General features: G+C 49.6%; 20 protein-coding genes. 5 read left to right on the top strand and 15 right to left on the bottom strand.

Translation table 11 applies throughout. From position 1 onward, the window contains the following. Positions 1–2: 2 nt before the first annotated feature. Together AC3QL0_RS15425 and AC3QL0_RS15430 are read right to left on the bottom strand one after the other, a co-directional pair. Positions 3–2,093, bottom strand: a complete 2,091-nt coding sequence (locus AC3QL0_RS15425) for a carbon starvation CstA family protein (RefSeq protein WP_493009263.1) — start codon at positions 2,091–2,093, stop codon at positions 3–5. A gap of 355 nt (positions 2,094–2,448) precedes the next feature. Continuing rightward, a complete protein-coding gene (locus tag AC3QL0_RS15430; RefSeq protein WP_493009264.1) occupies positions 2,449–3,117 on the bottom strand; it encodes a hypothetical protein in 669 nt (222 codons plus the stop codon). A 301-nt stretch (positions 3,118–3,418) separates the two neighbouring features. Here AC3QL0_RS15430 and AC3QL0_RS15435 point away from each other — a divergent pair, with 301 nt between their 5' ends. Genes AC3QL0_RS15435 through cuyB form a run of 5 tightly spaced genes read left to right on the top strand, consistent with a single transcriptional unit; the run spans position 3,419 to position 7,806 of the window. Continuing rightward, the gene (locus AC3QL0_RS15435; RefSeq protein WP_493009265.1) at positions 3,419–4,456 is read left to right on the top strand and encodes a taurine ABC transporter substrate-binding protein; all 1,038 of its coding nucleotides are present in this window, start codon (positions 3,419–3,421) and stop codon (positions 4,454–4,456) included. Beyond that, on the top strand, positions 4,457–5,269 hold the full coding sequence (locus AC3QL0_RS15440; protein WP_493009266.1) for an ABC transporter permease: 813 nt from the start codon (positions 4,457–4,459) through the stop codon (positions 5,267–5,269). Then, the gene (locus AC3QL0_RS15445) at positions 5,269–6,066 is read left to right on the top strand and encodes an ABC transporter ATP-binding protein (protein ID WP_493009267.1); all 798 of its coding nucleotides are present in this window, start codon (positions 5,269–5,271) and stop codon (positions 6,064–6,066) included. The genes AC3QL0_RS15440 and AC3QL0_RS15445 overlap by 1 nt, the downstream gene beginning before the upstream one ends. Beyond that, a complete protein-coding gene (cuyA, locus tag AC3QL0_RS15450) occupies positions 6,063–7,082 on the top strand; it encodes a D-cysteate sulfo-lyase (protein WP_493009268.1) in 1,020 nt (339 codons plus the stop codon). The genes AC3QL0_RS15445 and cuyA overlap by 4 nt, the downstream gene beginning before the upstream one ends. Further along, positions 7,072–7,806, top strand: a complete 735-nt coding sequence (gene cuyB / locus AC3QL0_RS15455; RefSeq protein WP_493009269.1) for a cysteate racemase — start codon at positions 7,072–7,074, stop codon at positions 7,804–7,806. Before cuyA ends, cuyB begins: the two co-directional genes overlap by 11 nt. A 73-nt stretch (positions 7,807–7,879) precedes the next feature. Here the strand turns inward: cuyB and AC3QL0_RS15460 are convergent, their stop codons facing one another. The 13 genes from AC3QL0_RS15460 to AC3QL0_RS15520 all read right to left on the bottom strand — a co-directional run bounded on the left by AC3QL0_RS15460 (position 7,880) and on the right by AC3QL0_RS15520 (position 19,200). Continuing rightward, positions 7,880–9,166, bottom strand: coding sequence for a TRAP transporter large permease (locus tag AC3QL0_RS15460; RefSeq protein WP_493009270.1), 1,287 nt, complete (start codon positions 9,164–9,166; stop codon positions 7,880–7,882). An 18-nt stretch (positions 9,167–9,184) separates the two neighbouring features. Beyond that, positions 9,185–9,715: a TRAP transporter small permease gene (locus tag AC3QL0_RS15465; protein WP_493009271.1), complete on the bottom strand. Its 531-nt coding sequence runs from the start codon at positions 9,713–9,715 to the stop codon at positions 9,185–9,187. A gap of 54 nt (positions 9,716–9,769) precedes the next feature. Continuing rightward, entirely contained in the window at positions 9,770–10,747 is a 978-nt protein-coding gene (locus AC3QL0_RS15470) for a TRAP transporter substrate-binding protein (protein ID WP_493009272.1), read from the bottom strand. Positions 10,748–10,784: 37 nt separating this feature from the next. Then, positions 10,785–11,321 (bottom strand): type II 3-dehydroquinate dehydratase, encoded by a 537-nt coding sequence (locus AC3QL0_RS15475; protein ID WP_493009273.1) that lies wholly within the window; start codon positions 11,319–11,321, stop codon positions 10,785–10,787. Positions 11,322–11,344: 23 nt separating this feature from the next. Further along, positions 11,345–12,100: an SDR family NAD(P)-dependent oxidoreductase gene (locus AC3QL0_RS15480; RefSeq protein WP_493009274.1), complete on the bottom strand. Its 756-nt coding sequence runs from the start codon at positions 12,098–12,100 to the stop codon at positions 11,345–11,347. A gap of 24 nt (positions 12,101–12,124) precedes the next feature. Further along, on the bottom strand, positions 12,125–12,880 hold the full coding sequence (locus tag AC3QL0_RS15485; RefSeq protein ID WP_493009275.1) for an SDR family NAD(P)-dependent oxidoreductase: 756 nt from the start codon (positions 12,878–12,880) through the stop codon (positions 12,125–12,127). Between the two features lie 8 nt (positions 12,881–12,888). After that, complete coding sequence (locus AC3QL0_RS15490; protein WP_493009276.1) at positions 12,889–13,722, bottom strand: alpha/beta fold hydrolase; 834 nt, start codon at positions 13,720–13,722, stop codon at positions 12,889–12,891. Beyond that, entirely contained in the window at positions 13,719–14,945 is a 1,227-nt protein-coding gene (locus AC3QL0_RS15495) for a CaiB/BaiF CoA transferase family protein (protein ID WP_493009277.1), read from the bottom strand. Before AC3QL0_RS15495 ends, AC3QL0_RS15490 begins: the two co-directional genes overlap by 4 nt. Next, positions 14,942–15,748: an IclR family transcriptional regulator gene (locus AC3QL0_RS15500; protein WP_493009278.1), complete on the bottom strand. Its 807-nt coding sequence runs from the start codon at positions 15,746–15,748 to the stop codon at positions 14,942–14,944. Before AC3QL0_RS15500 ends, AC3QL0_RS15495 begins: the two co-directional genes overlap by 4 nt. Further along, a complete protein-coding gene (locus tag AC3QL0_RS15505) occupies positions 15,745–16,890 on the bottom strand; it encodes a thiolase family protein (RefSeq protein ID WP_493009279.1) in 1,146 nt (381 codons plus the stop codon). Before AC3QL0_RS15505 ends, AC3QL0_RS15500 begins: the two co-directional genes overlap by 4 nt. A 1-nt stretch (position 16,891) precedes the next feature. Next, the gene (locus tag AC3QL0_RS15510) at positions 16,892–17,329 is read right to left on the bottom strand and encodes a Zn-ribbon domain-containing OB-fold protein (RefSeq protein ID WP_493009280.1); all 438 of its coding nucleotides are present in this window, start codon (positions 17,327–17,329) and stop codon (positions 16,892–16,894) included. Positions 17,330–17,347: 18 nt separating this feature from the next. Further along, positions 17,348–18,178 carry an alpha/beta fold hydrolase gene (locus AC3QL0_RS15515; RefSeq protein ID WP_493009281.1) on the bottom strand — a complete coding sequence of 277 codons (831 nt, stop codon included), beginning with the start codon at positions 18,176–18,178 and terminating at the stop codon, positions 17,348–17,350. A gap of 254 nt (positions 18,179–18,432) precedes the next feature. After that, positions 18,433–19,200, bottom strand: a complete 768-nt coding sequence (locus AC3QL0_RS15520; RefSeq protein ID WP_493009282.1) for a class I SAM-dependent methyltransferase — start codon at positions 19,198–19,200, stop codon at positions 18,433–18,435. Position 19,201: the final 1 nt, after the last annotated feature.

Here is a 19,201-nt window from a genome sequence, read left to right on the forward strand (position 1 = left end):
GGTTACTCTGCTCCTGCCAAGGCCTGTGGAGGCAATGGCTCAAAAGGTGTTTCAGCCGTTGTATTCTGTGGGTTACGACGAGCTTTCTGGATAGCTCGTATACCAAAGAACACCATGCTAATCACCACGAAGATAAACAATGCGCACAGTATGGAGTTTACGTAGTCATTGATGATGACCTGACGCATTTGTTCCAAGGATTTAGCCGGTGCCATGATGGTACCTTCCGCCAAACCAGCACTATAGATTTCAGCGTGAGACAAGAAGCCAATTTTTGGATTTGGGTGGAATATTTTCTGGAAACCTGCCGTTAGTGTGCAGATCAACAGCCACACCGTAGGTGCTGCTGTCACCCACGCGTAGCGGTCTTTTTTCATTTTGAACAGCACCACTGTACCCAAGGTTAGCGCTACCGCCGCCAGCATCTGGTTAGCAATACCGAACAATGGCCACAAGGTGTTGATGCCACCCAATGGATCCACAACCCCCTGATACAAGAAATAACCCCATGCACCCACACATAACAACGTCGCCGTAAGGTTGGCCACCAGCGAATCAGTTGCACGCATGCTGGGAGCAAATGTCCCCAACAAGTCTTGCAGCATAAAACGACCTGCTCGCGTACCCGCATCCACCGCCGTCAGAATGAACAGAGCTTCAAACAAGATGGCGAAGTGATACCAGAAAGCCATCATGCTAGGCCCACCAAACATATAGTGCAGAATGTAGGCCATACCCACCGCTAAGGTAGGAGCGCCGCCCGCACGCGAGATGATTGTGTTCTCGCCTACCGCTGCAGCCATGGAGGTCAGTTGCTCAGGCTGAATCACAAAACCCCAGCTAGACACCACCTGCGCCACTTGCTCTGGTGTGGTTCCTATCAGTGCAGCCGGACTGTTCATGGCGTAGTAAATACCCGGCTCGATCACGCATGCAGCGATCAACGCCATGATGGCCACAAAGGATTCCATCAACATCGCGCCATAACCGATGTAACGCGCTTGGGTTTCGTTTTCGATCATCTTAGGTGTAGTGCCCGACGAAATCAGTGCATGGAACCCCGATACCGCGCCACACGCAATGGTGATGAACAAGAAGGGGAACAAACCACCCGCCCACACTGGCCCCGTACCATCAATAAACTGCGTGACTGCAGGCATTTTCAATGGCGGTGCTACAAAGATAATACCTATGGCCAAGCCAACGATCGTGCCGATTTTTAGGAAAGTAGACAGGTAATCACGCGGTGCCAACAGCAACCACACAGGCAATACGGCAGCGATAAAACCGTAGATAATCAACGCCCATGTCAGTTCTTCGCCATCCAAATTGAAGAACTCACCCCAGTAAGGGTGTTGTGCCACATCCTGACCGTAAATGATGGACGCCAACAGCAATACCAAACCAATGACAGATACCTCACCGATTTTGCCTGGACGCAGATAGCGCAGGTAAATCCCCATGAAGATCGCTAAAGGAATGGTGGCTGCAACAGTAAAGGTGCCCCACGGAGATCCAATCAGCGCTTTCACCACAATCAAGGCCAACACCGCCAGAATGATGACCATGATCATGAAGGCCCCAAACAGCGCAATCACGCCTGCCACTGGCCCTAATTCTGCCTTGATCAAATCACCCAGCGAACGCCCATCACGGCGACTAGAAATAAACAGTACTGTGAAATCTTGCACGGCACCGGCAAACACCACACCCGCCAGAATCCATAACATGCCGGGCAAATACCCCATTTGCGCTGCCAACACAGGCCCAACCAACGGCCCTGCCCCCGCAATCGCTGCAAAGTGGTGTCCAAATAAAATGTGTTTATTGGTAGGAACGTAGTCCAAACCATCGTTGTGTTTCCAAGCTGGAGTCATGCGATTCGCATTCAGCTCAAACACTTTATTAGCAATAAATTTGCTGTAGTAACGGTATGCGATTAAATACACGCACACTGCCGCGATGACTACCCACAGGGCGCTCACGGTTTCTCCACGAGTCAGGGCTACCGTTCCCAATGCGAAAGCACCTAGTAAGGCGACCGCTATCCATATCACTATGGATAAACCTTTATTCTTTTCTGCTACATGCATAGACGTGTTCTCCAAAATAGTTTTTTAAAGTTAACCACCTCTCTACCACGACGCATTAAAGCATGAATGCTCCAAACTACTCCTTATATAAATCGCAACAAAAAAATTAAAAAATTCAATCACTTATAATTTTATGAAATATAGAATTGATGTTTTAAGTCTTTCGCAAGATGCCATTATGTTCAATACAAAAAAACCCTACTTCACTAGTAAAAAGCACTCTTTCGGCACTTATATCACTAGAAAGTAGGGTTTTAGGCAAATCGCTAGGAGGGTAGCAACAGTAATGTGTCTGATCTACAAAACACAGCTACAGTTTGATGCTAACCTGAGATCACATATACACCGTGTAGCCTTAACGGTTATAGGGGCCACTTAAGGTAAAGGTATCACTGTAATAGCTATGATCAATGAGCAGCCAACCATCGAAGTAGCTCAGGGGTGTTAACTTAAACCCTCCACCAAATCGAGTAGAGAGCTCAGAGGACAAAAATTCAAATGTGGCGGTAGTGTTATCTTCATAAAAGAGTTTCACATTAAACGCCGAAACCGGCTTGGTTCGTAGCACTAAGCTAGTTCTATCATTGTTGCTCATCGCCATATGCGGCGACTGAAACGCAATGCCCGTAATCTTCCCTCGATAAGCATATTTATATCCAATCACAGGCTTATATTCGATGTTATAGCGGGCATAGTCTTTTTCTGAATTTAAACCCAACTGATACAGATGCGTGCTATAGCCCGCCATGAAAAAGGTCTCATCTTCCACCCTCGCCACCAACCTTATACCGCGCGTTTCCTTGGTAGGCGGATTATCCATAATCTGATCAAACTCTTCTTGCGTGGCAGGCTCTTCTGTCTTGGCAGTGTAGTCTTTCTCGTACTTAATGCCGTAAATATCATTGGCAACGTCTTCCACGAGCTCGGACGAAGGCGCGGGATGGCTCCATCTAACGTTAGCACAGCCTGAGACTACCGAAACACACAATAAAACCAACAACCATCTTAAGAAGATGTGACTCATACCAGTCTCTTTATAGGTAGAAATAGAATTTTTAACGTATCAAACGCCGCATCAGATCTCAGAGGCTTCCAGCAAGCGTAGTAACGTCCCTTGACTCGCTTATGGCTGTATTACAGTACAGTGGTAGGGACTACCCCTCTAAGAACACCAAAGTCTCCATTTTATTCTTGGTAATACCTTAATTACTCATTGCGACATGTAAACATTCATCACTCGCTTATAAAGAAAGATGAATTGTGTATTTTTGCAAAGCAAATGGTCTTCCTAAACTGTGTTTTATCACTCTATCAGGAAGACTGTCATGTCCATCTTAAAAAAACTCATTGTTACTTTGCTGCTCACTGTCAGCGTGGTACCTACCAGCTCAGCACTTGCCCAAGAGTCCCTTGATGAAGTGCGGTTTGCTTGGGCTGGAGGCCCGCGCACATGGGTATTAGGACAAATAGACAGGTCTTTCGACCACGCATTTAACGTACCAGTGAAATGGGTCGCCTTTAACTCGGGTGCTGATGTACTAGCACTTTTTGCCGCTAAAGAAATCGATATTGCCCGTTTTGGCTCCAGCCCTGCCGCCGCTGGTATTGCTCGCGGCCTACCTATTGAAGTCATTGGGGTACAAGAGATCATCGCTACCAGTGAACGCTTGATTGCTAAACCGGGCATCAACTCTCTCAAAGACTTAGAAGGCAAACGAGTTGCCTATCCCGCTAACTCCACTGCACAGTTTGCTTTTGAACAAGCTATACAGTTGGCCAGTGATGGTGCCGATCGTTCCAAAATACGCACAGTCGCCTTGAAACCAGCAGAAATCGTCTCGGCATGGCAACGTGGTGATATTGATGCTGCTTACGTCTGGGGACCCTTTAGCCAACAACTGGAGGCCGAGCAAGGCAAAGAGCTTTTTGCGACTCAAGATTTGGCAAAATATGGTGTGCTAGTTTTCAACAATTACGTTGTACGCAAAGAGTTTGCAGATCAACACCCAGAGTTAATCGTGAAATTTCTGGAAGTTGCACAGGAAAAAGCCAACGAATACTTAGCTGACCCTGACGCTGCATCACAAAAAATAGCCCAGCACCTGAACATCCCCGTGGAAAACGTAAGTGCCACGCTGGCCGGCCTAACATACCCTTCGATCACCGAGCAACTGACCGTGGACTATATAGGCGACAGTAACAGCAAAACAGACTCCCGCATCACCCGCTCCTACAAAAGCGCAGCTGATTTCTTGGCCAATATTGGTGAGTTACGCCAATCCGATGTACCTGCCAGCTACGCTGGAGCGATTAACACACGTTATTTGGAGCAGGCCGCCCACAACGCCGCCGCCAAGCCATAAATGTCAGCTCCTGCTTCACGATCCGCTGCAACTACGGGTGCAGCACCCTGGAAATATGCGTTCATCAGCGTGATGGCCGTTTTGGTGTTTTTACTACTGTGGCAATTATCAGGTACCTTTGGATGGGTAAACCCATTATTACTGCCGTCTCTGGGCGAGGTTTTTAACACTGCACTAGATTTAGCAGAAAACGGTTATCGTCAGTCGTCTCTCTGGCAACACATCAGTATCAGCGTAGCACGTGCCGGTTTTGCCTTTCTAATGGCTATTGTCATTGGAGTCCCAGTAGGACTGCTGATGGGGCGTTCCAAATGGCTATCCGCCTTGCTGGACCCCTTTGTACAGTTCTTGCGCCCTCTGCCTAAAATCGCCCTGATTCCATTGGTGATTTTATGGTTCGGTATTGATGAAGGCGCGAAATTTTTTCTGATCTTCATTTCTACGCTACTCAGCATCTTGGTAGGTTCTGCCGCCGCTGTATTAAATGTCAGCCAAAACCGCTTGCGCGCAGCCGCTACCTTAGGAGCTAACCGTCGCCAGATTTTCTGGCATGTCATCCTACCCAATGCACTACCTGAAATTTTTACCACTATCAGGCTTGCGATAGGCATAGGCTGGACATCATTGATTGCTGCTGAAATGGTAGCTGCTGACTCTGGCTTAGGTTGGATGGTGATCAACGCAGGCACCTACTTGCGTACCGATATAGTCATGCTAGGTATTTTCTTACTCGGCTTACTAGGCTATCTGTTTGATGCTGTGCTGGTTATTTTGCAGCGCAAACTGGTGCCGTGGGCAGGAAAGGAGGCGTAATGAGCTCTGCCAAACTTCAACTACACGCCGTCAGCAAAACGTTCTCGCACGGTACACAACCACCACACATCGTACTAGATAATATTCATCTGGATGTGCACCAAGGTGAGTTTCTCTGCTTATTAGGCCCTTCTGGCTGCGGTAAATCCACCTTGCTAAACCTATTGGCAGGCTTTGACCACCCTGACCAAGGGCACCTCTTACTGGATGGCCAACCCATCACTGCCCCAGATCCCAGCCGTGGTATGGTGTTTCAGCAGCCCAACCTCTTTCCGTGGCTCACCGTGCTAGACAACATCACGTTCGGCCCACGCATGAAAGGCCTACCCGAGCATCGTTACCTGCCCCAAGCACGGCATTATTTACGTCAGATTGGCTTAGAGCGCTATGCAGACCATTACCCATGGCAGCTTTCAGGCGGCATGCGCCAACGTGTTGCACTTGCCCGCGCCTGGTTGCCAGGGCCTGAAGTTCTGCTGATGGATGAGCCTTTTGGCGCCTTAGATGCCCAGACCCGACTCATCATGCAAGAGCTACTAAATCGCATTTGGTCAGACACCGGCACCACCATTGTTTTTGTGACACATGATGTAGACGAAGCGCTATTTCTAGCCGACCGAATCGTTATGCTCGCCGCTCACCCCGGCAAAGTTAGGGAAATCATTACAGTCCCTTTCGCTAGGCCACGCACACCTGATGCCCTGCTCCTGAACCCCGACTACTCCATCGCGAAACGTCAGATTTTGCAGATTTTGCGCGAAGAGAGCACCCACTTATTTGACGAGACACCATCGTGAAACTATCCCATTTTCCCCGCGTAGTACTGACGCAAGCCCCTACCCCTTTACAGCACCTACCTCGCCTAAGCCGTTTGCTGGGAGGCCCAGATATTTATATCAAACGCGATGACAATACAGGCTTGGCCTTAGGTGGCAATAAAACCCGCAAGCTAGAGTTCCTGTTAGGCGATGCCTTAGCAAAAGGCGCTACTCACATCGTGACACAAGGTGCGCGACAATCTAACCATGTACGCCAAACCGTTGCAGCGGCTTCAGCACTAGGACTACGCACCACCGTACTTCTGGAAGAACGTATCCCCAACACAGATGAGGACTACGACCATAACGGCAACGTATTGTTGGACCGTATTTTTGGTGCTGTCATAGAGGCACGACCCAGTGGCCTAGACATGAACCACGAATTGGTAGCGATTGGAGAACGCCTACAAGCTGCTGGTGAAGTCCCCTACCTGATCCCAGGTGGTGGTTCTAATGCCATTGGTGCCTTAGGTTATGTGGAGTCTGCCCAAGAGTTACTACAGCAAATCAATGATCAACAACTGGATGTACACCACGTCGTACATGCCACTGGCAGCACGGGTACACAAGCGGGACTAGTCGTCGGCCTACAAGGTAACAACAGTCATATTCCTGTGCTTGGCATTAGTGTGAGAGCACCACGCGAACGTCAAATTGAAAATGTCACCAAGCTCGCCCGTCAAACATGGGAGTTGCTGAAAATACGTGGCGAATTTCCTGCTGACACCATAGAGGTCAACGCGGATTACGTAGGTGAAGGCTATGGTATCCCTACACCTGCCACACTAGAAGCGCTATTCCTACTTGCTCGTACAGAAGGTATTTTGTTAGACCCTGTGTATAGCGCCAAGGGCTTTGCTGGTTTGTTGGATTACATACGCAAAGGCATCTTCAAAGCGGGTCAAAACATTGTGTTTATCCACACAGGTGGCGCAGCTGCTTTGCCTGGATACCGTAATATCTTAGAACGTTATGCTGCTGTGTATGAAAACTGATGCTCAGCCCTTTTTGCTGGGTGTACTGGGCGGTATGGGGCCATTAGCAACCGTGGATTTTCTACACAAATTGGTTGCCGCCACACCGGCTCAACGCGATCAAGAGCACGTCCCCACTGTAGTGTGGAACGTGCCACAAATTCCTGATCGTCAACAGGCTATAGCCGGTACAGGCCCATCACCTTTGCCTCAACTATTAGAGGCAGTGGAACAGCTAAATCGTGCTGGTGCCACATTACTGGTCATGCCCTGCAATACTGCCCATCACTGGATAGACCAGCTACAACCCGCCAGCCATGCGCCTTTTCTGAATATAGTAACTGCAACACTGGAAGCTTTACAGCATACGAGTCGCCCTACACCACTCAAGCGTGTAGGGTTAGTAGCTACTCGTGGTGCGCTACGTACTTGCCTCTACCAAGACACATTGCAGCAATATGGATTAGAAGTGCTAGAAAACACCGAAGCCGAACTAGACACTCTATTCATGCGAGGTTGCTATGCCATCAAACGCCATGCACTGGATGAAGGCTCTCCCATGATTGAGGCTGCTGCTCAAGCATTAATAGATAGAGGAGCCCAACACCTTATCTTGGCTTGCACTGAAGTTCCCTTGGCATTAGCTCACGCACGCTCTCATTTATTGCACCACAGTACAGACCCGAATCAAGCTCTGGCTGAGGCGGTGGTGCAAAGATGGTTAGCAGTGAGAGGAAACGAATAACGCTAAAACAAAATAGCCTCTCAGACCGAAGTTGGTCTGAGAGGCTACCGTATATAAACTAGATGAGTAGTCTCTAAGAGCCTGCCACCAAATTAGGTAGCCACACAGACACTTGTGGGAACAGCGTCAAAATAGTGAGTACAACCAGCGCAGTAATGAGGAATGGTGCAATGCCTACCACACCGCGCTCTAGCGAAATACGTGCCAACAATGACGAAATATTCAAACACAAACCAGCCGGTGGTGTGATCAACCCAATACACAGGTTCACTACAGCGACCACTGTGAAGTGCGTAGGATCAATACCCAGCTTCATGGCGATGGGGTATAGCACAGGAATCAGCATCACTAAGGCTGCATTGGTTTCCAAGAACATCCCTACTATCAGCAGCAAGATATTCACGAACAACAAGAACAACAATGGGTTGCTGATGTTCTCCAATACAAATGCTGCAATGGCTTCTGGAATACTCACGTAGGCCAACAGCCAACTAAATACCCTAGCTGCTGCCACAATAATCATAATTACCGCTGTCGTGTGAGCAGCACTGACCAAGCTCTCTACAAAGATCTTCCATGTGATTTGGCGGTAGATGACCGTACCCACAATCAGGGCATAAATCACGGCCATGATGGCTGCTTCGGTAATGTTAAAAATACCGCTGCGAATCCCACCCAAAATAAACACTGGCAGCAGTAAGGCAAACGACGACTTTTTAAAGGTATCCCAGATTTCTCTGCCTGACGCTTTACCTTGTGTAGGAAAGTTATTGCGACGGCTAATCCACCAGCTCATCACCAACATAGACAACATGTACAACACACCTGGCACTACACCTGCCAAGAACAGAGTGGTAATGGACTGCCCCGTTAGCACGGCAACCACGATGAACGGGATAGACGGAGGAATAATAGGTGCTACCACGTTCGCTGCCGCAATCACGCCACCCGCAAAACCAGGGGGATAACCAGAGCGAATCATGGCTGGAATCATAATACGGCCCAAGGCACTGGTATCCGCCACAGCCGAGCCAGAAATACCGGCAAACATACCTGACGCCAGTACACCACTCATGGCCAAACCACCTTTGAAGCGGCCCAACAACGCATTGGCGAAGTCTAACAAACGACTGGTTAAACCGCCTGATGTCATCAAGCTACCAGCCAATACAAAGAAAGGAATAGCCAACAACGAAAAGCTGTCTAATCCGCTGAATAATTGCTGGGGAACCGCCATCAGGCTGATACCACCCAGAGCCACCAACGCGGCCAATACGCCTGCTGTGATAGCAAAGCCAATGGGCATGCCTATCAGCATCAACACAAGCGTCAGAAGGGTAATTAAGGTTACGGTGATCATAAAGGGTATTTTCCGTACTTAGGGGTGTTCATCGGTACTGCTAGCTGTCCAGTCAGGGGTCGTGCCCAAACGGATTAACAGCAACACCACTACGCATAACCCCATCCCTAGCCACAATGAGGCATACACCCATGACATGGGGATATCCATCGCGGCCGATAGCTGGACTGCGTTGATTTGTGCAAATTCCCAACCGTAATAGGTGATGCTCACCAAGGTAGCCAGCATTAACAGATCGCGAATAATTAAGACGCGCTGTTTAAGTTTGGTGGAAATGTGATCCAACAAAATGGTGACGGTCACATGACCACCACGACGTAATACTGCCGCACTACCTAATAGTGAAATCCACACCATCAAGAAGCGAGCAACCTCCTCACTCCACGACGACATATCTTTCAGCACATAGCGCGAGAAAATTTGCCATGCAATAACCGCACACATTACAAACATCATGCTGCCGATAATCCAGTCCAGCGTTTTCTCAATCACAGACGCGGTTTTATCTGCCCAGTTTTCTGTTTTGGTAGGTACGTTGTTAGTTGTCATAACTTTTACCAGTGGGGTCGGAGCATGACCGTAGTTCATGCCCCGACTTTTTCATTATTGAACGGCGCGGATTTTATCCAACCACACCTGCAGCTCAGGGAACTCGGCATCCATGGCTTGAATTTTGGTCGCAAAGGCCTCACGGTCTACCGTATTGAACTCCATGCCTTTTTCGATCAAGAACTGCTTCATGTTTTGCTCTTCCACAATCATGCGATCAGTAGCATCACTCATGACGCGCTCACCCTCTTCTTGCAGAATTTGTCGTGTTTCTTCTGGCAAATTCTGGAAAAAAGGATCTGAGTAAATCAGGGTCATCGCGCCGATGGTGTGCTGAGTTTCAGCAACATTTTTCTGCACCTCAAACAAGTTCACGTTTTTGATCACTTCCAAGGGGTTCTCTTGACCATCAATCATGCCGTGCTGCAGTGACGTGAAGAGCTCAGCCATACCCATAGGCACAGGGCTTGCACCCAATGTCGTCCACGTACTGCGGTACATACGCAGTGGCGGCACGCGCATTTTCAAACCGTGCAAGTCGTCTGGGTTTTGGATCAATCGATTGGAGGTCAGGTAGCGTGCGCCACGGTAAGCTGCACCCACCAGTTTGAAGCCGCTTTCCTTAGCGATTTGGTCGTACAGCTCTTGACCAACGGGGCCGTTATACACAGCACGGTAGTGATCCATATCGCGAATCAAGTAAGGGTAGGCTTCTACACCTGCAGACTTGGCGTAGCGATCTAACGCACCCACACTTTGCAGCACGATGTGGTTAGTACCCATGCGCAAACCTTCGATGGATTGCGGCCAATCACCGGTTAAACCGTTTGCATCAATGTTGATTTTGATTTTGCCGTCAGAGCGTTTTTCAACCGCTTCTTTAAAGCGCTCTGCTGTTTGCCCCCAATGGTCTTGAGTAGCATAGATGTGTGCCAATTTCAGCGTAACAGGCTTAACTTCAGCCTGAACAACCGCGCTGCTGAACAGGCCAACGGCGGCAAATACTGTAGTGAGTAGTGAAAACTTTTTCATGTCTTCCTCCGTATTAATCGTTATATAAGAAGAGGGATTACTGTTGGTCCGAAGGGCCACCAAGGAAACTCTGATCATCCAGCGCCAAGGTCAATGCCGTGAGCGCAGCCAAGTAGCTGTAATGACGCATACCCATGCAAATACCCGTCGCGGTATGTGTGAAGCTGGACTGAATACTGCCGCCACCCAACCCACGCGAGGAACCTGCACTCGCTGCGATATTTGAGAAGTGCACTTCCATCACTGGTAGCTCGGTATCTTCCAGTGCGTGACGTACGCCTTCACCAATGGTGGTTAAGCCAGCGGGATTGATGATGTACGCATCGACCCTGTGTGCAGACTCATGTATGTATTCCAAAATATCGCCCATGTGATTGGACGAGAAATTTTCTACTTCTACACCCAACTGTGCACCAAAGCCGCGTACACATTCTTTAAGCTCATCCAACGATTGGATATTTCCATAGACTTTTTTGCTGCGCTTACCCAGGCTCGACATATTCGGGCCATCAATAACTGCGATCAGGTGTTTACGATTTGAAGAGCGGGTGACGGTAAAGTTATGTGCACTCATGCTTGGAGGCCCTCAGTATTGGATTAGTTGAAACGCAGACCAGCATCCACGTTTAGTGTTTGGCCAGTGATGTATTTGCTGTCGTCAGACGCCAGGAACATGGTGGCACCGATCATGTCGCTCACATCGCCTTTGCGTTTCAGCGTTTGTGCAGCAATGATGGCATCCCATTGTTCTGGACGAATGGTGTCGCGTGGCACTTCAGTCACGATGCCGTGTGGGCTAATCGCATTCACGTTGATGCAGTACTCACCCAACTCCGTCGCCAAGGCACGAGTCAGCGCTACCACAGCACCCTTAGATGCCACGTAGTGTGCGTAGTTAGCACGACCTGTTACCACCACGCTGGAAGAAATGTTGATGATCTTGCCGCTTTGCTGTTTTTTCATAGTGGGTGATACCGCTTTAACGCAGTTAAATACCCCACGAGCATTAACGCCCATCACGAAATCCCACTCTGCGGCGTCGATTTCTTCAAACGGCTTCATTTTCAATGTAGAGAAAACCGCTGCATTGTTGATCAGCACATCGACTGAGCCAAATGCTTTTACGGCTTCTGCCACCATATCTGCAGCACTTTTTTCGTCGGAAACATCCACTTTCACAGCCAGCGCTTTACCGCTTTCAGCCTGAATTTCAGCCGCTACAGCTTGTGCTTTTTCAATGTTCAAATCAGCAATCACAACAGCAGCACCCGCTTTGGCAAACTCATGCGCATACGCACGACCAATACCTTGACCAGCACCAGTAATAATTACGGTTTTATTTTCAAATCTCACGATAGTTCCTTGTTTGTATGAGTATTAATGTGTTGAGTGAGGCATACGTAACGTAGCCATGCCGCCATCAATATTGATGATGGTGCCGGTGTAGGAGTGAGCTTCAGGGTTCGCGACGTGCGCAACCAAACGGGCAACCTCTTCTGGCTGCACCATTTGCCCTGTAGGCTGGCGTCTATGGAATTCATTGCGCTTAGCAGCAGGGTCGCTTGTGCGATTCGCCAACTCGGTCATGAATGGGGTATCTACCGTTGCTGGTGCAATACCCACTACGCGTATATGTTCAGCAATCAAATCTGCCGACATCGCCAGCGTCATAGACTGAATGGCCCCTTTGCTGGCTGAATACAAAGCACGTTCTGGCAAACCATTAATTGCCGTGCATGACGACATATTCACGATCACCGCACTTTGCGACTTGCGCAGATATGGCAGACACGCACGCGTGCTGCGCATGTAGCCCAAAACATTGATATTGAAAATACGTAGCCAATCTTCTTCGCTACCATCTTCAATAGTGCCCACAAAACTCACTCCGGCATTGTTAATCAACACATCAATACGACCATGAGTGTTGGCAAAGCTGGCAACTGCCTGATTCAAGGATTCTTGATCGGTCACATCCGCAATAAGCGGTGTTACCCCGTGAGGGATGCCGTCGGATTGGCGATCAACACCACCCACAATGGCACCCAGCGCTATCAGATGCTGGCATACAGCTTGGCCTATGCCTGCTGCTGCACCCGTCACGATAGCGATTCGACCTGTAAAGTCTGACATAGCGATTCCTAGCGAAAGTTTGTGGCTCCAGACCCTTTGAAATGCGACATCAAAAGATGAATCAAAGTGTCCGATGGGGTGAGTGGCAACATGTGACCTCCCCCTTCAATAATTTGTAGTTGTGTTTGTGTCTTGCCTGCGTGATGCAGTGCCTCCACGATGGGTTGCATCGCAGCAGCAGGTGTAGAAAGGTCCCGGTTTCCGGTGATAAGTAATGTGGCAGGTAGTTGCTCCCCTAAGGTGCTATACCCAGAAAACTGAGCCAGACTTTGCCAGCTGCTAACTAGCGCACCTACGGGAATAACGCTCAACTGTTGCTGTGCATACTGCATAGCGTCAGAAAGAGCGGGTGTTACGTCCAAACCGCCAAACCATCGTTGTATCGTCGTTTCTACGATGCTTTGGCTGCTTTCGTTTTGCATAGCCTGAGCACGCTCGGCAAATACAGCCAATCCTGTCGGTGGGCTAGCGATAATGCTCAGACTTTGTATGTGATGTGTTGCACTCTTTGCCAACTTCGCCGCGGCCAACGCTGCAATCACACCGCCTATGGAGTGCCCTACTAAATGGACTTTCCTAAAGCGGCATGACTCCACAACCTTGACGGCATCTTCTACCAATACGCTCAGGTCAAACTGCTGCAATGCGGCAGCTGTACCGTGGCCGCGTAAATCGTAGCTAAGGCACGGATACTCAGCGCCTAGATGACTAAACAACGCAGAAAAAGACTGCGCATCTACGCCTATAGAGTGCAGGGCGATCACGCACTCATCCGCAGTAGTGCCGTTATCTACAGTGAATAACGAGCCTTGATAGTGAAGGGTGGCGAGTGGCGCTGTCATGCTTGGCTACACGTACTATTCAATAAGATGCCTTTACTCTGTAAAGACGTCACTACATCGGCGGGCAGACTTAACCAGTCATTGAGCACGCGTACATCATCAGCCCCTTTTTTAGGCGGGAAGCTAGAAGACACAGGCTCTGCACCCACAAATTTGATGGGATTACCTACAACTTCTATGCTGTGATCTTCATTCTGTAAGGCAAGAATCATGCTACGTTCTGACTCACGCGCATGCATTAAGGCCTCGGGAACAGAATGGATCAACGCTACCGGCACGCTGTTCTCTTCTAGCAAAGGAACCCAATGTGCAGCGGGCTGTTCTGCAAAAGCGTTCTCCAATTGCTCCCACAACACCTGTTTGTTTTCCAGGCGACTAGAACCATTTTGGAAACGCTCGTCATGAATAAGATGCTCCAAACCCAACACGCGGCATAACCCCTGCCACATTCTGTCGGTATTGGCCGTTACCACTAGTTCACGGCCATCGCCTCCGCGGAAGGATCGGTAAGTAGGAATGGAGTCATGTTTAGCGCCCTGCGGAGCGGGTGTGACATCCGCAATCAAGGCATATGCACTTTGATAGGACAACATGGCTAACTGGCAATCCAGCATCGCTACATCAATGATGCGACCTTTACCAGTACGCTCTCTATCAGCTAACGCCGCATTAATCGCAATCGTGGCATACAGACCAGCAACCGTGTCGCCAGCAGGAATACCTAACCGTACGGCGGGTCTGCCTTCCTCACCAGTCAAGCTCATTACGCCCGACAACGCCTGCACAATCATGTCATACGCAGGCTTGTCTTTATCTGGGCCTGTTTGCCCAAAACCGCTGATAGATGCCCACACTAAGCCTGGCCGTTCTTCGCACAACTGCTGTGGGTCCAACCCCAAACGCGCAGCTACACCGGGTCTATAGTTTTCCACAACCACATCCGCTTTCAAGATGAGTTGTCTTACTAAATCCAGCCCCTCAGCTGTTTTTAAGTTCACCGCCAAACTGCTTTTGTTGCGATTAATGCTGAGGTAGTAAGCACTGTCTTCGCCCACAAAGTGCGGTGGGATACTGCGACTAGAGTCACCTTCTGGTGCCTCAATTTTGACCACTTCAGCACCCAAATCCCCAAGCACTTGTGTGCAAAAAGGACCAGACAAAAACGTGGTGAGGTCTATGACCTTGTAGCCTGCCAACGGCTGAGCGGTAGCGGTATTACTCATAATTTGGTTTTTCTATGTCGGTATCCGAACATCTCGGAAAGTTTTTCGGCATGATGAATAACGGCTTCGGTGATTGCACTCAAACCAGCACTGGGTACACGGGTAGTAGGCATGGTCAAACAAATGCAGCCCACAATGCCGTGGTTATCAAATACAGGCGCAGCAACCCCACGTGCATCGGGTAGTTTTTCGCTCATGCTGTGTGCGTAGCCGTTTTGACGTACTTCAGCCAATTCCGCCAACAACACATCCAATTTGGGCAACGGCGCATCATGGGCAGGTGAGGTTTCAGCCTTGGCATACAGACGCTCTATAGTGTCGTTATCCAAGTACGCCAGAATGGCTTTGCCTGATGCTCCCCACACCAATGACATGGGCTTATGTAAATCGATTTGGTATTGCAGCTTGTGTTCGCCTCTGGCGATGGCCGCAAAACTCATTGCCGACTCGCTAGCGGCATACATACCAAACAGCACCGTTTCATTGAACTCAGAAGCGATTTCATCCAACGATTTTTGTGCCAACGCTGGTCTGGACTCGGCACTCATCACCTGCGCCGCAACGCGATAAAATTCAGGCCCAATGCTGTACAAACCACTTCCACCACTCGCCACAGACACAAAATCTTCTTTACGCAGTAAATTCAGCAACCGGTGCGCTGTTGATGGTGCCAACCCCATTTGTTCAGACACCTGTTTCACTGTTACTGGGCCATTTGACTCGGCCAACACAGCCAAAAGCTGCAAAGCACGGCTCACGGTTCCAGTAGAACTATTGGGGGTAGAAGTGTTTTGTGTGGTCATACCTGGGCTTCAAAAATATGGATTGCACATGCACCATGATCAAGCGCTGCAATACCACCACCCGTGACGTGCGTCATGGCGTAGCGTGCATTAGGCACCTGACGTTCTCCGGCTTGATGTGTAAGTTGCCAGTACATTTCCACGGCTTGGGCTACACCACTGGCTCCTACTGGGTGACCTTTTGCCAGCAAACCACCACTTGGGTTCACCACCACGTCACCGCCGTACGTACTACGGCCATCCAATAAGAACTGAGCAGACTGCCCTACTTCACACAAACCTAGTGCTTCGTAATAAACAAGTTCGGCGATTGTAAACGCGTCGTGCAACTCTACTGCATCCAAATCCTGCGCTGTGATGCCTGCCATCTTGTACGCATCACGAGCAGACTCAAATGAAATCTCTGGTCTAGTCATATCGCGAAAACCGCTGGTAGCCTGACCTGAATGCAGCACAGAAGCGGCCACTCGCATGGCTGGTTTCTGTAACCGTTTCAGTGCGCGCTCGGACACCATGATCAATGCCGCAGCACCATCCCCTGTAGGGCAGCACTGTAGTAATGTCAGCGGATCACAAATTGGGCGCGATGCTAATACTTGCTCTACCGTTAGTGGATCGCGAAACTGTGCATAAGGGTTGTGCTTACTGTGGGTACGCGCCTTAATGCTCACTTGTGCCAAAACCTCTGGCCCCAAGTTACGTTCATGCAAATAGCGCTTGGCACGCATGCCATATACCGCTGGCATGACCAACCCTTGTTGCACTTCAGGGTCTTCTTGCACCAATGGCAACGTACCGCCACCAAACTGGGTCAACTTATCCACACCAATCACCAACACGATGTCGTGTTTACCGGCTTGAATATCTTTCCATGCCAAGTGAATGGCCGTAGCGCCACCAGAGCATGCGTTGTCGCAATTGACGACTGGAACAGTACCTATCCCAATTTCTTTTACCAAACGCTGACCCGTCAGCATGCCGCCAAACGCATGACCGCACACTACTGCATCAATGTCATCAGCCTGCACACCTGCACTGGCCATCGCATTCAAAATCGCTGGTAAGGCCAATCCGGTATAACTGGATTCTTTATGACGTGCCATAGGGATCATGGCCGCGCCAACTACATATGCTTCACTCACGTTATTTCTCCGCCGAGGTAGGAGTTACAAACCAGTCAGTGCCATCGGTTGCTGTGCTGACAGGCATATCGCAATACAAGGCACTCACATCGTCACAACGCACATGAGCAAGCACACGTACTCCATTGGGGAAATCCACATACCCCAAGGTGTATGGAGTGGCTCGTGAGGCGGAAACATGAATAGTAGAAAAACTGTACAACGTCCCTACTGGGCCGAAAAACATCTCTTCCATGTCGCGTGCTCCGGTTTCCATACACACCTCACGTACCGGAAAAGCCTTGCTACCACTGGAGCGACTCTCGCTACCACGCAACAACACTGCACCATCTTTCACCACAAATTGACTGGGCTGGTCAGACGCAATATCCAATATAGGCTGTGCATTCTTGCCGAAGGACATCGCTGTCGGCAGCACAATAGCTTCATTAGCTTGCATGAATTAATCCTTGCATCATTAATTAACTTGATTCCAAAAACGCTCAATCTGGCGTGCGAACTCAACAGGTGCTTCTACGGGAGGGGTATGACCTGACTGCTCAAACACGCTATGTGTGCTGTTTGGAAGATGCTTCTGCATGTGTTCCATATCAGCTGGTTTTTTTGCTCTATCCAATGCGCCACTGATCAACAGATGGGGAATAGTGTTCGTGGCCAAGTGCTGCTGGTAGTCAGGACGGGAAAACACACCGTTCACTGAGTTCGCAATGCTGGTTGGCAACTGTGTAAAGTAGTCACGCCATGCCTCACGCTGCGCTACCGCCGTCGCTTCTGTGCTATTCAAAAATGCATCGCCAAACATGGTTTGCAGCAAAGTCGACACATACGGTGCACCGCCATCTAGGCGCAATTGCGCTTCCAGTTGATCGAAACGTTGTTTTTGCTGTTCAGCTTGAGAGGTACAGCAGGACAATACGGTTGAACGTACGAGTTGCGGAGCACATTGCATCAGTTCTTGGGCTACATACCCGCCCATCGAACTACCCACTACGTGTAGCGAGGGGAGCTGCAATGTTTGGGCCAGAAACACATAATCCTCTGCCAACTGACGCATCGTTGCTGGTTTTTGACCAGCGGTACTAAAACCTTGATTGCGATGATCCGTACAAATGATGTGCCACTCGTCTTGCAATGACTCAATCACTGGCGCAAACATAGCGCCATTGAAAAATAACGAGTGCAACATCAACACGGAAGGACGTGACGCACACGGCTGCCCAATTTCTACGTAATGTAGTTCGGCTCCATCAGGAAGCAGCAGGTGCTGTGTAGTGTCTCGTTCCATCATTTTCGTACCTATATTCCGCTAAACGGAATGATGTTCTAATATATGGAATAATGATAAAAGCGATGAGACAGACATGCCTATCAGTAAGAACCCTAATACGCACAAAAACGACTACACACATTCGGAGCGAACACACGACAATCAGGCCTTAAAAAAGGCCTGGCTAAAACTGAGTAAGGGGAGATGCGGTACGCCAACCACAGTGAGAAACACCTGCTGCATAGCAGCAGGGTGTTGTTATAGGCGCAAAGCCACTAGCATGTCGTGGCCTGAATCACATAATCAAAACCATGCCGTAACCCGCCCTCTTGCGCCACGTAGTTAAGGGCTCGTTGGCGTAGGTCGGCGATGTGTTCGTTCATGGCTAAGGCTAGGCCTCGGTCTTTGAATCGCCGGGTACGTGCAGCGCACATATCCAACTGCCCATTCACGAAGTTCGCCCCATAGCGTATGGCAAACTGCTGTACCTCTACGGGTTTGAAATTGGCATGGCGCAACTGACGCAACACCCATTCCAACGGGTATTCGCGGTAAGGTCGTTCATCTGCCAGCAATAAGCAGGCATCACGTAAACGCCCTATTTCGGTGACCAGCTTTCCTGCATCGTGATCGGCGTCATACGGCACATAAGGGCTTAGGCCGATGACGTACAAGTTGCCTCTGGCTAGTTGTCGCAAACGTGGAAATAGCTGATCTTGCCAGTAGGGTGCAAAGCCCTCAATCGCCCCCAGCAAGTAGTCTGCCAATACCGTGTCAAACTGCTCGTTGGCCAGTAGTTCTGCATTCATCCAGTTATCCACCACTAAGCGATCCTGCTCTCTGGCGTGGAAAATGGGTGACTGCCGAATCTGACGTGCCATGCCTTCGGCACCGGTAATGGCAGTCCAACTGCTGCTGTCTATGGACTGCAACCACCGCATAGAACCTAGCCCTGTGCCAGCATCCAGCACGTTTCCCCATGGGGTTTGTGCCTGCAGTTCGGTGACTTTTTTGTAGAGTAAACCAATACTGGGGGTAGTCATG

The sequence above is a fragment of the Paenalcaligenes sp. GW821-LYS-B07-1 genome (genome assembly GCF_058803365.1).

What these genes read in the sequence shown, in the direction of transcription:
- AC3QL0_RS15460 (WP_493009270.1), bottom strand. Translation starts at nt 9,166, where the DNA reads ATGATCACCGTAACCTTAATTACCCTTCTGACGCTTGTGTTGATGCTG.
- cuyB (WP_493009269.1), top strand. Translation starts at nt 7,072, where the DNA reads ATGAAAACTGATGCTCAGCCCTTTTTGCTGGGTGTACTGGGCGGTATG.
- AC3QL0_RS15520 (WP_493009282.1), bottom strand. Translation starts at nt 19,200, where the DNA reads ATGACTACCCCCAGTATTGGTTTACTCTACAAAAAAGTCACCGAACTG.
- AC3QL0_RS15465 (WP_493009271.1), bottom strand. Translation starts at nt 9,715, where the DNA reads ATGACAACTAACAACGTACCTACCAAAACAGAAAACTGGGCAGATAAA.
- AC3QL0_RS15430 (WP_493009264.1), bottom strand. Translation starts at nt 3,117, where the DNA reads ATGAGTCACATCTTCTTAAGATGGTTGTTGGTTTTATTGTGTGTTTCG.
- AC3QL0_RS15485 (WP_493009275.1), bottom strand. Translation starts at nt 12,880, where the DNA reads ATGTCAGACTTTACAGGTCGAATCGCTATCGTGACGGGTGCAGCAGCA.
- AC3QL0_RS15425 (WP_493009263.1), bottom strand. Translation starts at nt 2,093, where the DNA reads ATGCATGTAGCAGAAAAGAATAAAGGTTTATCCATAGTGATATGGATA.
- AC3QL0_RS15475 (WP_493009273.1), bottom strand. Translation starts at nt 11,321, where the DNA reads ATGAGTGCACATAACTTTACCGTCACCCGCTCTTCAAATCGTAAACAC.
- AC3QL0_RS15500 (WP_493009278.1), bottom strand. Translation starts at nt 15,748, where the DNA reads ATGACCACACAAAACACTTCTACCCCCAATAGTTCTACTGGAACCGTG.
- AC3QL0_RS15470 (WP_493009272.1), bottom strand. Translation starts at nt 10,747, where the DNA reads ATGAAAAAGTTTTCACTACTCACTACAGTATTTGCCGCCGTTGGCCTG.
- AC3QL0_RS15510 (WP_493009280.1), bottom strand. Translation starts at nt 17,329, where the DNA reads ATGCAAGCTAATGAAGCTATTGTGCTGCCGACAGCGATGTCCTTCGGC.
- AC3QL0_RS15495 (WP_493009277.1), bottom strand. Translation starts at nt 14,945, where the DNA reads ATGAGTAATACCGCTACCGCTCAGCCGTTGGCAGGCTACAAGGTCATA.
- AC3QL0_RS15515 (WP_493009281.1), bottom strand. Translation starts at nt 18,178, where the DNA reads ATGATGGAACGAGACACTACACAGCACCTGCTGCTTCCTGATGGAGCC.
- AC3QL0_RS15445 (WP_493009267.1), top strand. Translation starts at nt 5,269, where the DNA reads ATGAGCTCTGCCAAACTTCAACTACACGCCGTCAGCAAAACGTTCTCG.
- AC3QL0_RS15435 (WP_493009265.1), top strand. Translation starts at nt 3,419, where the DNA reads ATGTCCATCTTAAAAAAACTCATTGTTACTTTGCTGCTCACTGTCAGC.
- AC3QL0_RS15440 (WP_493009266.1), top strand. Translation starts at nt 4,457, where the DNA reads ATGTCAGCTCCTGCTTCACGATCCGCTGCAACTACGGGTGCAGCACCC.
- AC3QL0_RS15490 (WP_493009276.1), bottom strand. Translation starts at nt 13,722, where the DNA reads ATGACAGCGCCACTCGCCACCCTTCACTATCAAGGCTCGTTATTCACT.